Raw genomic sequence first — 16,148 nt, 5'->3', positions numbered from 1 at the left:
CATCCATCGAAAAAACCCGAGACCGACGCACCCCAAACTGCGTCGGTCTCGGGCCTTTTCGTTTCGACAGATGAAACATCAGGCAGGCAAAAGAAAAGCCCTCGCAAGCGAGGGCTTTGATCAAGAAACTCAAGAGAAAAACGCTAGGCCTTCTTGCGGCCGGTACGCTTCTCCCACAGCTTCATGTCCTTCATCTTCTTGCGGCGCTCGCGCTGCAAGGACTTGCAGACGAGGGCGGAGCGCTTGGGGTAGCCCCACTTGGAGCGGTATTCGTCCGGAGTCAGGCCGTGCGTGGCCAAATGTTTCTTGGTCAGGATCTTGAACGCCTTGCCGCATTCCAGACACTGGATGGACTTTTCCTTGATGGCCTTCTTGGGATCGAGAACGACCTCGGCCTCCTCCTCGACAACGCCGCCCGTGCCCGCGATGTTCTGGATTCCCTGCGACAGGGACTTGACCATGGACAGCATCTCTTCCTCGGACATGGTGCGGACACTGGCCTGCGCCTTCAGAATCTCCAGCGCCTCTTTCAGATAATCGTCCATTCTTCCTCTCTCCTTGCTGGTGCGTGTGACGACGAAAAATAACTTTCCTCATGTCCGTCTTGCATGACCGCAAAACGGCTCGAACGCTCATGTCGCCGTGATCTGATGCAACAATTTTCAAGGCTCTATTACAATGGAATCGAAATGGCAATATCTCAACGATGAACAACAGAGGAAATTATTGCAAAACTGTCGACAGCATCCATGACGCACTTCGAAAGCATGTCGAATGCCACCTCTGCTTCGCTCAACGCCCTCATGAAATCGGGGCCTCTCCCCCACTGGGAAAGGCCCCGACAAAGGTGCGAGAACGATGCGCCCTGGTAACGAAACGGCAACGAACCGGTTGTTCAGGAAGGCGACCCGGTCGCCCCTCCGGACTGTGAGAAACGACGCTCTGTTCGTTGTCCCGAACAATTGGGGATGATGATCCGGCAGTTCTGCTATACGCCGTCCTCGGTACTGCGCACAGACATCACATGCTCATGAGCAAGCCGAAATACAAAAGCAGAAGCAGGCACAACCCGACCCCCGCGAAGCCGAGCACCTTGAACAGTTCACGCGACTTCTCGACATCCCAACGGCCTTCATGCGGGCCAAGCACGGGTTTTTGCGTGGCCTCGCCGAAATACACCGCCGGTCCGCCGACCGCCGCGTCCATGACCCAGGCGGCGGCGGCCATGGGCCATCCCGCGTTGGGGCTCGACGTCTCGGCAGCGTCGGCTCTGACCTTCGAAAAAGCGTCCTCGGGCCGCCTGCCCAAGCACCACCCCGCGCCCAGGATCGCAAGGGCTGTCAGTCGGGCCGGAATGAAGGCCAGAATATCGTCCGCCTTGGCGCAGCCGAAGCCGAGTTTTTCGTAGCGCTCCGTGCGATAACCCCACATGGAGTCCATGGTGGAGACTGTCTTGTAGGCCCAAAGCAGCGCGGGACCGCCAAGGATCAGAAAAAGAAACGGCGCGACCAAACCGTCGTTGAGATTCTCCGAAGTGGTCTCCGCCAGCGCGGCGCGCACCTCCTGCTCGGTCATGGCCGAGGTGTTGCGGGTCACGAGCCCGGCCAGCTTCGCGCGGGCATCGGCCAGCCGCCCTTCGTCCAATGCCAGACGCACGTCCCTGCCCTCCCGGAAGAGTTGGCCCGCGGCCAATCCCGCATAGGCGAGATACAGTCCGACGGCGAATCCGACGTAGGGAATCGCACAGAGCAGTTTGACCACAAGGAACACGGCGGCGGCATTGAGGGCAGTTGCGACGATTCCCGCGGCCCTGAGCCAGCCTTCGGGCAAACGTCTGATGAAAGTTTCTTGCGCGTCGAGTAGACGGCCGATCAGTTGCACGGGGTGCGTCAGGCGGGCGGGGTCGCCCACAGCCAGATCGAGAGCCAGGGCCAGAAAAGGAAGCCAGAAGCCGGGAAAACCGAATATGTCCATGTTTTTCACTCCTTTTGTATCTGATTATCCACTCGGGCTGCGGTCTGTCCAGCGACGTCGTGAATTCCAGGCAAGAGCCCCCTGGTGCACGTCGCCGGAGCCTCGTTTCGCCGTTCATCGAATTCCTGCTGCCGTTCGCCCGATTTCCATAGGGCCACAACACGCGAGAGCATAGTGAATGACGTGCGGTCCGCACAGGGGCAATGTGTGCGGCACGGGCACCAAGGCGCTTGGCCGAATCATGAAAAAGGCTTCTCAAAACACGTTTTCCCATGCATGGATGCAGTGAACCCTTACCGTTTTCGCCAAGGAGGATCGGATGAACAAGACCTGGAAACTTTTCCTGCTCGCCTGTCTCGCGTTGATGCTCGTCGCTCCCGCGCAGGCTGAAGCCCGAAAGACGTTCCTCGCCTACGGCGGCGGCCCGGTCGGCGGAACATTCAACTATTTCGCCAACGCCATGTCCATCTACATCAGCAGAAACGTTCCCGACGTCGAAGTCTCCTCCGAAGGTTCGGGCGGATCGGGCGCGAACCTCAAGCGCCTGAACAGCAAGGACGTCGATTTCGGCATCGTTTACTCGGGCGACGCTTTCCTCGGCGCCAAGGGTGAATTGCCCCAGGACGCCAACAAGTACACCAACGTCCGGGCCATGGCCTACCTCTACGGCGCGCCCGCGCAGCTCGTGGTCAAGGCCAACTCCGGCATCACCTCGGCCAAGGATTTGGTCGGCAAGCGCGTGGCCGTGGGCAACGCCGGCTCCGGCGCGGCCGTGGCCTGCGAGCGTTTCTTCGCCCACCTCGGCCTGTGGGACAAGATCGACAAGCAGTTCCTGGGCTACTCCGCCGCCGCGGCCGCGTTCAGCGACGGCAAGATCGACGCCTTCTGGGTGCTCGTGGGCTACCCCAACAGCTCGATCATCGAAGCGGCCACCCGCGACTCCATCAAGCTCATCGATGTCGCCGTGGAGGCCGAGGAATCCGGCTTCTACGAGGCCTACCCCTTCTACTCCGGCGTGGATATCCCGGCCGGCACCTACTCGGGTCAGGCCGCTCCCGTGAAGTCCTTCCAGGACTCCACCCTGTGGTGCGCCAACAAAGACGTGGACGAGGAGATCGTCTACCAGTCGCTCAAGGCCATCTTCTCGCCCGAAGGGCTGGCGCACATGGTCGCCGCGACCCAGACCGCGCGCGAGATGTCCGTCAAGGACGGCATCCTCGGCGTCTCCATCCCCCTGCACCCCGGAGCGGTCAAGTTCTGGAAGGAGCAGGGCCTGGACATTCCGGCCGAGATCATGCCCTAGCGCTCGCGATCCCCAGCGCCGGACCGCTCTCTGGGATGCGGTCCGGCGCCGCCGCGCGACTCCCCTCGCGCGTTTGACGCGAAGGACCATGGCCCGGATCATTCAAACGACAACAGCGGATCACCCGTCCCTACCCCTGGAGCGGAAATGACTCACTCGAAACCATCCCGAGAAGACTCCCTCGACCGCGAGTTGGAGCAAGATCTCGGCGCCTCCGGTCTGAGCGCCGAACAAAAGGCAGGACTGAAGAAAGTCATCGCCAAGGAATCCAAGGCCGGAAGATCGCTCACCGGCATCTGGCTGATGATCTTCAACCTCCTCGGCGCCTTCATGGTCCTCTTCTATCTTTATTCGGCCGGCGTCAAACCGGTGAGCGTGGAGTGGAACAGAGGCATCTACGTCGCCCTGACCTACGTCATGATCTTTCTAGCCTTCCCCCTGAGCAGGCGCTCGAACATGAAACGCCCCACCCTGACGGACCTGCTCATGGTGGGCCTGAGCGTCTTCACGGTGGGTTACTGGATCGCCGAGTTCGAGGCTCTCAACTACCGCTCGGGAGCCGAAACCGAACTCGACATGTGGGTCGGCATCATCGGCCTGCTGGTCTCCATCGAGGCCTGCCGCCGGGTGCTCGGCCCGACCATGACGCTGTGCGGCGTCTTCTTTCTGGTCTACGCCTATTTCGGCCCCTATTTCCCGGACATCTTCGCGCACCGCGGCTTCACCGTGCAGCGCATGGCCGTGACCCTGTTCCTCGAACAGGACGGCGTGTTCGGCGTAATGGCCAACGTGCTCGTGACCTACGTCGTGACCTTCATCTTCTTCGGGGCGTTCCTGCAGAAATCCGGCGTGGGCAGGTTCTTCATCGACTGGCCGCTGGCGCTCGCCGGGCGCACGCTCGGCGGCCCGGCCAAGGTCTCGGTCATCGCTTCGGCCTTCTTCGGCTCCATTTCCGGCTCTGCCATCGCCAACACCGTGTCCACGGGCACCTTCACCATCCCGCTCATGAAACGCGCGGGTTTCAAGCCGCACGTTGCCGGAGCCATCGAGCCCGCCGCCTCAATCGGCGGCATGTTCATGCCCCCGATCATGGGCGCGGGCGGCTTCCTCATGGCCGAACTGACGAACACGCCTTACGTTCACATCATGCTCATTTCGATCTTCCCGGCTTTTCTGTACTTCTTCTCGGTGCTCTCCATGATCCATCTCGAAGCGCACCGCCTGAACATTCGCGGGCTCAAGGAAGAAGAGCTTTCCGAATCCGCCTCCTCCATCTTCAAAAAGCACTGGTACAAATCCGTGCCGCTGCTGATCATCGTGACCATGATGCTCGTGGGCTACTCCCCGGGCAACGCGGCCTTCTGGGCGACCATTTCCTGCATCCTCATCAGCCAGTTCGACAAGGAATACAGGATGGGCCCCAGGCAGATCTGGGAGGCCATGATTCAGGGCGCGCGCGCCACGCTGGTCATCGGCGCCACGGTGGGCGTGATCGGCATCATCGTCGGCACCATCGCCCTCACCGGCATCGGTCTCAAGTTCTCCGACATCGTCATCTCTCTGGCCCAGAGCATGGGCGACAGCATCTCGACCATCTCCGGCGGCTACTTCAGCCCGGCCGACGCCAAGCTGCCCATCGCCATCGCCCTCATCGGCATCGCCTCGCTCTTCCTGGGCATGGGCGTGCCGGTCACGGCCTCTTATCTGATCATCGCGGTGCTCGCGGTGCCCTCGCTGCAAGCCATGCTCTCCGACCCGAGCCTGCATGGCGACGTGGCGACCTCGGCGGGCATCGTCACCGCGGCCGTGGCGGCGCACCAGATCGTGTACTGGTTCAGCCAGGCATCGAACCTGACGCCGCCGGTCTGCGTGGCCGCTTACGCAGGCGCTTCCATCGCCGGAGCCGACCCCTGGAAAACCGGCTGGACCGCCTTCAAGTTCGCCAAGCTGCTCTATGTGGTGCCGTTCCTTTTCGCCTACGACCCGGCCTTCATGCTCGCGGGCACCGTGAGCGAAATCACGCACGCCTGGGTCAGCGCCTTGATCGGCACCATGGCCTTCTCCGTGGTCTCCATGGGCTACTTCGTGCGCCGCACGAGCGTCCTGCAGTGGATCGTCGCGGCTGTGGCCACGCTGCTGTGCTTCCACATGCACTACTCCACCAACATCATCGGAGTGGGCATGATGCTCGGCTTGTACTTCTGGCAAAAGGCCCAGAACAAGCGTAATCCCGTGCCGAAGGGTGCAACCGTTCAAGAAGCGTAGCAATCCGCAACACTGAATAAGCAACGACGGCCGGTCATGGGGATATCCCCTGACCGGCCGCCTTTTTTATTGACAGATGATACAAGCTCGAAATCGCTGCCGAAAACCCGAGAACGAGCTTGCTGTCAAGTTCATCATCCAGGCAGCTCAAAATGCGGCAGGCAGAGCTTTTTCAGTAGCATGGGGTTACTTCCCGTCCAGAACTCCGATTTGACGGTAGGCCTCATAGAGCAGGACTGACGCGGCATTGGCGATGTTTATGCTGCGCACCTTGCCCCAGATGGGGATGCGTACGTGGTGCTCGGGATGGCGCTCGAAAAACCAGCCGGGCAGCCCCTTGGTCTCGCATCCGAGCACAATTCGGTCTCCAGGCTCATAGGAAAATTCATGGTGCGGCGTGCCCTGCCTGGCGCTGGAGAGGACAATACGCCCCGGGCCAACGCCTTCGAGAAAGGAGCCCCAGTCGGGCCAAGTGGCGAGGCGGACCGAGGGCCAGTAGTCGAGCCCCGCACGCTTGAGGTAGCGATCATCAAGGGAAAAACCGAGCTTTCCCACCAGATCCAGGGGGGTGTCAGTGGCCGCGCACAGGCGGGCGATGCTGCCGGTATTGGGCGGAATCTCCGGCTCAAAGAGGACGATGCGCACGATGTAACCTTTTTTTGCGAAAGAAAAAGCCCCGGCGGGCCGGGGCTTTTGAGATCGTGGTGGGCGATGAAGGATTTGAACCTTCGACTTCCACCGTGTGAAGATGGCACTCTAACCACTGAGTTAATCGCCCGAAGGGAGGGACTAAATACGGAAATTCCCGTCGTCTGGCAAGACCTTTCTGCGTCTTTTTTGCACCCCGGCCATTTGCCTTGCGGATTCCTTTTCTATAAGGACGGTGGACCGGACGCCGTCTCCGACCTTGTCCGAGACCTTCTGGGGGGATACCCATGCGCCTGCTCGTCACCGGCGGATCAGGCTTCATCGGAAGCAACTTCATCCGCCACATGCTCGCCTCGCGCGAAGACGTGTCCATCGTCAATCTCGACAAGCTGACTTACGCGGGCAATCCGCAGAACCTCGCGGACATGGCCGCGCGCCATGGCGGCGCCAGATATCATTTCATCAAGGGCGACATCTGCGACGCCTGCCTCCTCGACGACATCCTGCACGGCAAAGCCGTGGACGCGGTGATAAATTTCGCGGCCGAGACGCACGTGGACCGCTCCATCGCGGACTCCGCGCCTTTTCTGACCACCAACGTCATGGGCACGCACGCCCTGCTCGAAGCCGCGCGCAAGGCCAGGGTCGAACGCTTCGTGCACATCTCCACGGACGAGGTCTACGGCGCGCTCGGCCCCACCGGAACCTTCACCGAAACCACGCCGCTGGCTCCCAATTCGCCCTACTCGGCCTCCAAGGCCGGGGCCGACATGCTGTGCCGCGCCTACTTCAAGACCCACGGCATGCCCGTCGTCGTCACCCGCTGCTCCAACAACTACGGCCCCTACCAGTTCCCCGAAAAACTCATCCCGCTGATGATCCTCAAAGCACGCGCGGGCGAACCCCTGCCCGTCTATGGCGACGGCCTGCACGTACGCGACTGGATACACGTGCTCGACCACTGCCGAGGCGTGGAACTGGCACTCATGAAGGGCGAACCGGGCGAAGTCTACAATTTCGGCAGCGACAACGAAAAGGCGAACCTCGAAGTGGTGCGCACTATTCTGGCCATTCTGGGCAAGTCCGAGGACCTGATCCGCTTCGTGGCCGACAGGCCCGGCCATGACCGTCGCTACGCCATGGGCTACGAAAAAGCCCAGGCCAGACTCGGCTTCACGCCCCTCATCGGCTTCGCCGACGGCCTTCGCGAGACCGTGCGCTGGTACGAAGACAACGCCGCCTGGCTTTCGGCCGTGCAGACCGGAGCCTACCGCGAATTCATGGACTCCTGGTACGGAGAACGCAAGTGAGCGCCGCACGTGTCGCTCTCGTACTCGGCGGACGCCATGGGCTGCTCGGGCAGGCCCTGACCAAGGCGCTGCCGCTTGCGGGCTGGCGTGCCGTGGCCTTGGGCCGAGAGGACTTCGACCCCTTCGACCAGGGCGCGCTACGCGAAACCTGCCAGCGGGAGCAGGCCACGGCCATTTTCAACACCGTGGCCTACACCGCCGTGGACCAGGCCGAGGACGACCGAGACGCCGCCTTCCGCCTGAACCGCAACCTGCCGCGCCTTTTGGGTTTGAGCGCCCGCGAACTCGGCATCGCCCTAGTCCACTTCTCCACGGATTTCGTCTTCGACGGCAAGAAGGATACCCCCTACACCGCGAAGGACAATCCCGCGCCCGAGTCCGTTTACGGCCAAAGCAAGCTCGCGGGCGAGCAGGCGCTTTTGGAGATCGCCCCCCCTGATCTCTTGATCATTCGCACGTCCTGGCTCTTCGGGCCGGGCAAAGCCAATTTCGTTTCAAAAATCCTCGATCTGGCGCACACCAGGGACAAGCTCACCGTGGTCGCGGACCAGACAGGCTCGCCCACCTATACTCCCGATCTGGCCAAGAACTCCGTGGTCCTTCTGGACTCCGGGGCGCGAGGTCTCTTCCACCTGGCCTCCGGCGGCAAGGCCACCTGGTGCGAACTGGCCGCGCAGGCCGTGCATCTGGCCGGGTATCCCTGCCGCGTGGAGCCCATCGCCACGGACGCCTGGCCCGCCAAGGCCAAGCGGCCGCGCTTCTCGGTGCTCGACCTCGACGCCTTCACGGAGGCCACGGGCATTGTCCCTCGCCCGTGGGAGCAGGGGCTGCGCGACTACATCTTCACCGATCTGGCCCTGGGAGATGCGCTCGGAGAGGACTAGCAGTCCGCCCATTGAGCGTCCTGGCTCCCTTGACAGGTGCGGTGGGCATTGTTACCCGCATGAGGCACCTGAAAAGAAGCCCGGCAAAGGAATTGCGGCATGGTCTGCGCATTGAACGAACGCGAAATCCACACTCTGACGACGATCATCGATCTGTATATCGAGACCGCCCAGCCGGTGGGATCGCGCACGGTTTCGCGCAAGTCGGGGCTCAACCTCTCCCCGGCCTCCATCCGAAACGTCATGGCCGACCTCACGGAAAAGGGATATCTGGAGCAGCCGCACACCTCGGCAGGCCGCGTGCCCACCGCAGAAGCCTTCACCTTCTATCTCGATCGGGGCATCCATCCCGCGCCCCTTTCCGAAGACGACCGCGAGAGCATCGCGCAAAGTCTCGGCGGCTCGGCGGGCGACCTCACGGACATGCTGCGCCAGGCATGCCGCCTCTTGTCCGACATATCCAAGCAGGTCTGCATGGTCATGACCCCGCTCTCCGGACACGTCTGCTGGAAGCGTATCGAATTCGCCCAGATCAAGCCCTCGCTGGTCATGGTCGTGTTGGTGCTGCAAGGCGGGCTGGTACAGAAAAAGCTCGTGGAACTCGACACGCCGGTCACGCCCGACGATCTGACACGCTACGCCAACTATCTGAACGACCTCTTCATGGACAAGACCGTAGCTCAGGTGCGGGCGCACATCCTGTCCGAGATGCGGCGCACTCGCGACGCGCTCTCCGAGTATTTCTCCAGCGCCCTGCGCATGGCCAAGGAGACGATGGACACCGGCGAACAGCGAGAGATATTCATCGAAGGCGCGCTGAACATCGTCTCGCATCCGGAATTCTCGGGTCCCGAGGTCATCCGACGCGTCCTTGGCATGCTCGAAGAGCGCACCCAGCTTCTGGACATTCTGGACAAGGTCATGGAGTCCGGCGGCGTACTCGTCTCCCTGGACCGCGAGGCGGGCGAAGGAGCATTCCCCGGCATCTCGGTCATCGCCCGGCCTTACCGGGCCGCGGAGCAGAGCATCGGGGCCATTGGCCTGCTCGGCCCCATACGCATGAACTACGCGGGACTCATGCCCGTGGTCACCTGCACCGCCGACGCCATCAGCGACATCCTTCGCAAACGCTTTTGACCGGGCCGCTCCCCGATCTTGTCTCGATTCACAAAGAACCTCACGGAGGAACGATACGCCATGTCCGAAAAGGAAACGTCCCTTCCCGGCGACGAAAACACTGCGGAAAACCAAGCCGGGACCGAAACTCCCGCCGAGCCTTCGCTTGAGGAGCAGCTTCGCCAAGCCCACGAGGAACGCCTGCGCGCCTTGGCCGAACTCGAAAACGCCAAACGCCGCCTGGAGCGCGAAAAGGAAGATTTCCGCAAATTCGCCATCGAAGCGGTGCTCGCCGACCTTTTGCCCGTGCTCGACAACCTCGATCTGGCGCTGACGCACGGCCGCGACATCGAAGCCTGCTCCGGACTCGTCACCGGCGTGGACATGACAGTGAAGATGTTTCTCGAAACCCTTGCCCGCCATGGCCTGGAGCAGGTCGGAAAGACGGGCGACGATTTCGACCCCGCCTGGGCCGAGGCCGTGGGCATCGCCGAACACAACGCCGAAGGTCCGGACCGCGTGGTCCAGATTCTTCAAAAAGGCTATCGGCTGAAGGGCAGAATCATCCGCCCGGCCAAGGTCATGATCGCGAAAGGCTCATAAAAATCGGCCAAACTCCCTTTACTCCGTCGATAATGTGGTTATACCTCGTGATTGTCTCGACGAAACCGCTTCATTACACGCGACAATTCCGTCTGCTGGAGGATAATAATGGGTAAGATCATCGGCATCGACCTGGGTACGACCAACTCCTGCGTCTACGTCATGGAAGGCAAGGATCCCAAGTGCGTGACCAACCCCGAGGGCGGCCGGACCACGCCGTCCATCGTCGCCTTCACCGACAAGGAACGGTTGGTGGGCGAGATCGCCAAGCGCCAGTCCGTGACCAACCCCGAGCGCACCGTCTACGCGGTCAAGCGCCTCATGGGCCGCAGGTTCGACACGCCCGAGGTCAAGGAATGGCTCAAGCACTGCGCCTACAAGATCGTTGACAGCGGCAACGGCGACGCCGGCGTCGAGGTCATGGGCAAGAAATACACCGCGCCCGAAGTCTCGGCCATGATCCTGCAAAAGCTCAAGGCCGACGCCGAGGCCTACCTCGGCGAAACCGTGACCGAGGCCGTCATCACCGTTCCCGCCTATTTCAACGACTCCCAGCGCCAAGCCACCAAGGACGCCGGCCGCATCGCCGGACTGGAAGTCAAACGCATCATCAACGAGCCCACGGCCGCCTCGCTGGCCTACGGTTTCGACAAGAAGCACAACCAGAAGATCGCGGTCTTCGACCTGGGCGGCGGCACCTTCGACATTTCCATCCTCGAAGTCGGCGACAACGTCGTCGAGGTGCGCGCCACCAACGGCGACACCTTCCTCGGCGGCGAGGACTTCGACCAACGCGTCATCAACTACCTGGTGGACGAATTCCGCAAGGAGACCGGCATCGACCTCGCCAAGGACCGCATGGCCCTGCAGCGCCTCAAGGAGGCCGGTGAGAAGGCCAAGAAGGAACTCTCCACCTCCATGGAGACCGAGGTCAACCTGCCCTTCATCACCGCCGACGCCTCGGGTCCCAAGCACCTGATGATCAAGATCAGCCGCTCCAAGCTGGAGTCCCTGGTCGAGGATCTCGTCGAGCGGACCATCGGCCCCTGCAAGAAGGCCCTCTCCGACGCCGGGCTCACGGCCCGCGACATCGACGAGGTGGTGCTCGTGGGCGGCATGACCCGCATGCCCCTGGTCCAGAAGAAGGTGGGCGAGTTTTTCGGCAAGGAGCCCAACCGCTCCGTGAACCCCGACGAGGTCGTGGCCATGGGCGCGGCCATCCAGGGCGGCATCCTGGCGGGCGACGTCAAGGACGTGCTCCTGCTCGACGTGACCCCGCTCTCCCTGGGCATCGAGACCATGGGCGGCGTGATGACCAAGCTCATCGAACGCAACACCACCATCCCCACGCGCAAGAGCCAAGTCTTCACCACCGCCTCGGACAACCAGCCCGCCGTGGGCATCCACGTGCTGCAGGGCGAGCGTCCCATGGCCTCCGACAACATGACGCTCGGCCGCTTCGAACTGACCGGCATCGTGCCCGCGCCGCGCGGCGTGCCTCAGATCGAGGTGACTTTCGACATCGACGCCAACGGCATCGTCAATGTTTCGGCCAAGGACACCGGCACCGGCAAAGAGCAGTCCATCCGCATCACGGCCTCTTCCGGCCTCTCCGAATCGGACATCCAGCGCCTGATCAAGGAAGCCGAGTCCCACGCCGATGACGACAAGAAGAAGCAGGAACTCATCGAGGCCAAGAACCACGCCGACCAGCTCGTTTACACCACCGAAAAGTCGCTGCGCGACCTGGGAGAGAAAGTCGACGGCGCGCTTCGGGCTGAAATCGAGTCCAAGATCAACGCACTGAAGGGACAGCTTGGCTCCGACGACGTCGAGGCCATCAAGCGCTCCTCCGAAGAACTGGCCCAGGCTTCGCATAAGCTGGCCGAGCAACTCTACGCTCAGAAAGCCCAGGGCGGCGAGGCCGGACACGGTCAACCCCAGGCAGGGCAAAAGCCCCAGGGCGGCAAGGGCGACGACGACGTGGTGGACGCGGACTACACCGAGGTCAAGTAGCCTTTCGCCGCGCACGGCGCGAGATACGGCCCGGCTCCGGAAACAGGACGCCGGGCCTTTTCATTCACCCCCTTCCAGGCTACATTTCATTGATGACGTTACGACGCACCCTTCACATCCTTCTCGCCCTGCTCCTGCTGACGATGCTTGCGGGCTGCCAAAAGCAGCCCGCACGCCCAGACGGCGTCCGGCCGCCCCCGTCTCCCGAGCGGATACTCCAGGACACGGCCGAACAGGCCTATCAAGACGGTCAGTGGAGCAAAAGCGAACTGTATCACGGCCAACTCCTGGAGCTTGGGCAAGGCACGCCTGCCGAGCGCTCCACCTGGAGCGAACGCTACGTGGTCTCCGCCCTGCGCGCCGGGCACGCCCGAAACGCGCTTTCCGGGCTCAAAGCCTGGGCCGAGATGGATCCCACCGCACCGTCACGTCCCGCTTGGCAGGCGGCCAGGATCGAAGCACTGCACGCCAGCGGCGACGAAACGGCCGCCCTACTGACCTTGGACGCCTTTCTCGACGACTCCATGCTGCCTGCCGCCACCCGGCTCGAACTCGGAGAACGGGTCTTCGAGGGATTTGCCGCCGCACCGGCCGCACCGGGTCTTGACGACCGCATCATGACGCTTCTTTCCCGGCTCGCCCCATTGGCCAGGGACAGGGACGACCGGCTGCGCCTCGAAGACTCGGCCCGCGAATTCTTCATGCGCCTGCCCGACGACCGTTTGGCCGCAATGGCTGCCGGATCGTCACCTTCGGGGCCGTTCCCCGAGCCGCTGGCGTCCTTCCTTCATGCCGCAAGGCTGGCCGAACGCATCCCCGAAGCATGGCCCGCAGCCTGGCAGACCATGCGCCGGGCCCTTACCCCGCACGCCTTTGCCCGACCCGACCCGCTGGCGCGCATCCTGGCCCGCCTCGAAGACGAACACGGCGTGCCAAGCGTCAGTCTGGCCTTGCTCCTGCCACTGTCAGGCCGTTTCGAGAACGTGGGCTGGTCCATCCTGCGCGGCGCTGACGCGGCCGGATGGCAGTTCGCCTCCCAGGGCGCGCCGGTGAGCGTGCACGTCATCAACACCGAGTCGCCGGACTGGCTCGCCGAGTTCGCGGCGCTGCCGCCCGGCCCCGTCGTGGTCGGCGGGCCCTTGGAGATCGGCCGCTTCCGCGAACTGGCCGCCTCGAACGCCCTGGCCGGACGCGTGCTCTTCGGCTTCCTGCCGTCGCTCGGCGAGGCCGCAGAAGGACGCGAGGCCTGGCGCTTCTTCGGCAGCCTCGACGACCAGATATCCGCCCTGGTGCGCTTCTCCATGAACGACTTGGGCATCACCCGCTTCGCGGTCGTCGCCCCGCAGGAGAACTTCGGCTTGCGCGCCGCCGCACTCTTTCAGGAGCAGGTCGCGCGCAACGGCGGCCACGTCACGGCCAACACCACCTATCATCCGGCCGAACCGGCCCGTTGGGGCCGCACCGTAGCCGAAATGCTTAAAGCCCCGGACCGCGACCCCGCCTTGAGCGATCGCATGCCGCCGCCAGACCCCTCGTTCCAGGCGGTCTTCATGCCCGACGGATGGGCTCAGGCGCAGCTTCTGGCCCCGCACTTCCACTTCTACGAGCAGGAGCAACTCGTGCTGCTCGGCCCCGAGTTGTGGAGCCAAGCCCTGGCCGCCAGCCGCGAAGTGGATACGCGCTACTTCAGGCTGGCCGCCTCTCCCGGGCCCTGGAGCAGCGCCGATGCCTCGGCCGGAAGGCGGTCTCTGCGCCAGGCTCTGGCCGACATGGGACTTGGCGAACCCGACTTCTGGACCGCCCTTGGCTTCGATTTCGTCCGTTTCGCGGTCCGGCTCGGCGGCTTCGAGCGCGGCTTCGGCCCGCCCACGGTCAACCGCCGTCTGGCCTCACTCGACGATTTCGAGTGGAGTCTGGCGCCCATCACTTGGAACGAGAACGGCCAAGCCCGCCAGGAACTCTTCATCTTCACGCCGGCAAGCAACGGTCTCGCCATTCTCGATGCCGACGCCTTCCGTGCCCGCCTCGAACAGACCCGCGAGCGCCAGAAGGAGCGCGTCGAATTCTTGCGCGAAAAACTCGCGGAAGAGCGCAGAAAAATCAGGGAAAGCCGCTGAGCCACGCCCGACAAGGAGCAGACATGAAAATATCCGCTGACGACGTGACACGGATCGCCCATCTGGCGCGCCTGGAAATGACCCCGGAAAAGGCCGCGCACTTCGCCCCGCAGCTCGATCAGGTGCTCTCCTACATGGACAAGCTCGGCCAAGTCGACACCTCGGCCGTGGAGCCCCTGTACAGCCCGGTCGAGCTTCCCACGGCGCTTCGCGTCGACGAGACGCGGCGCGACTTCTCCCGCGACGAGATCCTGGCCAACGCGCCCGAGACCGACGGGCAGTTCTTCATCGTCCCGAAAATTGTCTAGGGATTTGCGGCATTTTACAGCGATGCGCGGATCGTGCACGGAAAGAAAATCCAAGGCGGAATGAGAATATTCATGAGCGACCTCACAACAAAGACCCTCGTCGAAATACGCGCCGCCCTTGCCGCGCGCGACATCTCCGCCGAGGAGGCCACCCGCGCCTGCCTCGCGCGCATCGAGACCACCGAACCCAAGATCGACGCCCTGCTCTCGGTGCAGGGCGAAGCGTCCCTGGCCCGCGCCCGCGCGCTCGACGCCGAGGGCCCGGACGCTCGCAAACCCCTGTGGGGCGTGCCCGTAGTGGTCAAGGACGTCCTCTGCGCCACGAACACGCCCACGACCTGCGGCTCGAAGATACTGGAAAACTTCGTTCCGCCCTACGACGCCACGGCCGTGGCCAAGCTCAAGGACGCGGGCGCCGTAATCATCGGCAAGGCCAACATGGACGAATTCGCCATGGGCTCGTCCACGGAGAACTCGGCCTTCAAGGTCACCAGGAACCCCTGGGACGTCTCGCGCGTGCCGGGCGGCTCGTCCGGCGGCTCGGGCGCGACCGTGGCCGCGCGCCAATGCTTCGCGGCCCTCGGCACCGATACCGGCGGCTCCATCCGCCTGCCCGCCGCCTTCTGCGGCTGCGTGGGGCTCAAGCCCTCCTACGGCCGCGTCTCGCGCTTCGGCATGGTGGCCTACGGCTCGTCCCTGGACCAGATCGGACCGCTGACCAGAAGCGTCGAGGACGCCGCGCAGGTGCTCTCGGTCATCGCCGGACACGATCCGCGCGACTCCACCTCCGTGGACGCGCCCGTGCCTGGCTACGCGGCCGCCCTGAAGGGCCCCGACGCGCTCAAGGGCGTGCGCATCGGCCTGCCGCGCGAATTCTGGGGCGCGGGCGTGAATCCCGAGGTGCTGGCCTCGTGCCGCGCGGCCGTGGACGCGGCCGTCTCCGCCGGGGCCGAAGTGGTGGATATCTCCCTGCCGCACACCGACTACGCCATCGCCACCTACTACATCATAGCCATGGCCGAGGCCTCGTCCAACCTCGCCCGTTTCGACGGCGTGCGCTACGGCCTGCGCGACAAGGACGCCTCCGAACTGATCGACATGTACAAGCGCTCGCGCACCAGGGGATTCGGCGACGAAGTGCAGCGCCGCATCATCATCGGCACCTACGTGCTCTCCTCGGGCTACTACGACGCCTACTACCGCAAGGCCGCCCAGGTTCGTCGCCTCATCCGCCGCGACTTCGAGCAGGCCTACGAGAAATGCGATCTGATCTGCGGCCCCACCTGCCCCACGCCGGCCTTCCCCATCGGCGGCGTGGTGGACGACCCGCTGACCATGTACCTCATGGACATCTTCACCATCTCCCTGAACCTCGCGGGGCTGCCCGGCCTGAGCCTGCCCGTGGGCCTAGGCAAGGACACGGGGCTGCCCGTGGGACTTCAGATGTTCGGCCAGTACTTCAAGGAAGACCGCCTCCTGGCCGCCGCCCACGGCCTGGAGGCATTGCTGCCCGCCATGCCGGAACCGGCAGGGCTGGGATAGATGCGTTGGGGATGGAGGGGATGAATCGGGCGAGGGGAGGGGGAAACTTTTGCAAAAGTTTC

13 protein-coding genes and 1 tRNA gene are annotated in these 16,148 nt (G+C 63.4%); 10 read left to right on the top strand and 4 right to left on the bottom strand.

What is annotated here, in order from left to right:
• Window positions 1–143: 143 nt before the first annotated feature.
• Both DSAT_RS05105 and DSAT_RS05100 read right to left on the bottom strand, forming a co-directional pair.
• Window positions 144–545, bottom strand: a complete 402-nt coding sequence (locus tag DSAT_RS05105; RefSeq protein WP_020886524.1) for a Ros/MucR family transcriptional regulator — start codon at window positions 543–545, stop codon at window positions 144–146.
• Between the two features lie 475 nt (window positions 546–1,020).
• Complete coding sequence (locus tag DSAT_RS05100; RefSeq protein ID WP_020886523.1) at window positions 1,021–1,974, bottom strand: CobD/CbiB family cobalamin biosynthesis protein; 954 nt, start codon at window positions 1,972–1,974, stop codon at window positions 1,021–1,023.
• A 319-nt stretch (window positions 1,975–2,293) separates the two neighbouring features.
• Here DSAT_RS05100 and DSAT_RS05095 point away from each other — a divergent pair, with 319 nt between their 5' ends.
• Window positions 2,294–3,277, top strand: a complete 984-nt coding sequence (locus DSAT_RS05095) for a TAXI family TRAP transporter solute-binding subunit (RefSeq protein ID WP_020886522.1) — start codon at window positions 2,294–2,296, stop codon at window positions 3,275–3,277.
• A gap of 147 nt (window positions 3,278–3,424) precedes the next feature.
• Complete coding sequence (locus DSAT_RS05090; RefSeq protein ID WP_020886521.1) at window positions 3,425–5,542, top strand: TRAP transporter permease; 2,118 nt, start codon at window positions 3,425–3,427, stop codon at window positions 5,540–5,542.
• A 186-nt stretch (window positions 5,543–5,728) separates the two neighbouring features.
• On the opposite strand, the gene DSAT_RS05085 is transcribed toward DSAT_RS05090, so the two are convergent.
• The gene (locus DSAT_RS05085) at window positions 5,729–6,187 is read right to left on the bottom strand and encodes a tRNA (cytidine(34)-2'-O)-methyltransferase (RefSeq protein ID WP_020886520.1); all 459 of its coding nucleotides are present in this window, start codon (window positions 6,185–6,187) and stop codon (window positions 5,729–5,731) included.
• A 57-nt stretch (window positions 6,188–6,244) separates the two neighbouring features.
• Window positions 6,245–6,320, bottom strand: a tRNA-Val gene (locus DSAT_RS05080).
• A gap of 157 nt (window positions 6,321–6,477) precedes the next feature.
• Between DSAT_RS05080 and rfbB the strand changes: the two genes are divergently transcribed.
• The 8 genes from rfbB (at window position 6,478) to gatA (ending at window position 16,086) form a co-directional block, all read left to right on the top strand.
• Complete coding sequence (rfbB, locus tag DSAT_RS05075; protein WP_020886519.1) at window positions 6,478–7,500, top strand: dTDP-glucose 4,6-dehydratase; 1,023 nt, start codon at window positions 6,478–6,480, stop codon at window positions 7,498–7,500.
• Window positions 7,497–8,384, top strand: a complete 888-nt coding sequence (gene rfbD / locus DSAT_RS05070; protein WP_020886518.1) for a dTDP-4-dehydrorhamnose reductase — start codon at window positions 7,497–7,499, stop codon at window positions 8,382–8,384. Before rfbB ends, rfbD begins: the two co-directional genes overlap by 4 nt.
• Window positions 8,385–8,483: 99 nt before the next feature.
• Entirely contained in the window at window positions 8,484–9,521 is a 1,038-nt protein-coding gene (gene hrcA, locus DSAT_RS05065) for a heat-inducible transcriptional repressor HrcA (RefSeq protein WP_020886517.1), read from the top strand.
• A gap of 60 nt (window positions 9,522–9,581) precedes the next feature.
• Window positions 9,582–10,103: a nucleotide exchange factor GrpE gene (locus DSAT_RS05060; RefSeq protein WP_020886516.1), complete on the top strand. Its 522-nt coding sequence runs from the start codon at window positions 9,582–9,584 to the stop codon at window positions 10,101–10,103.
• A gap of 108 nt (window positions 10,104–10,211) precedes the next feature.
• On the top strand, window positions 10,212–12,119 hold the full coding sequence (dnaK, locus tag DSAT_RS05055) for a molecular chaperone DnaK (protein WP_020886515.1): 1,908 nt from the start codon (window positions 10,212–10,214) through the stop codon (window positions 12,117–12,119).
• Window positions 12,120–12,211: 92 nt separating this feature from the next.
• Window positions 12,212–14,236, top strand: a complete 2,025-nt coding sequence (locus DSAT_RS05050; protein ID WP_020886514.1) for a type 1 periplasmic-binding domain-containing protein — start codon at window positions 12,212–12,214, stop codon at window positions 14,234–14,236.
• Between the two features lie 23 nt (window positions 14,237–14,259).
• The gene (gene gatC / locus DSAT_RS05045; RefSeq protein ID WP_020886513.1) at window positions 14,260–14,544 is read left to right on the top strand and encodes an Asp-tRNA(Asn)/Glu-tRNA(Gln) amidotransferase subunit GatC; all 285 of its coding nucleotides are present in this window, start codon (window positions 14,260–14,262) and stop codon (window positions 14,542–14,544) included.
• Between the two features lie 72 nt (window positions 14,545–14,616).
• Window positions 14,617–16,086 (top strand): Asp-tRNA(Asn)/Glu-tRNA(Gln) amidotransferase subunit GatA, encoded by a 1,470-nt coding sequence (gene gatA / locus DSAT_RS05040; RefSeq protein ID WP_020886512.1) that lies wholly within the window; start codon window positions 14,617–14,619, stop codon window positions 16,084–16,086.
• Window positions 16,087–16,148 lie beyond the last annotated feature (62 nt).

The sequence above is a fragment of the Alkalidesulfovibrio alkalitolerans DSM 16529 genome (assembly GCF_000422245.1).
Lineage (GTDB): Bacteria > Desulfobacterota > Desulfovibrionia > Desulfovibrionales > Desulfovibrionaceae > Alkalidesulfovibrio > Alkalidesulfovibrio alkalitolerans.
The sequence above is the reverse complement of the archived record's forward strand: the minus strand, read 5'-3'. Positions and strand labels throughout refer to the sequence as shown.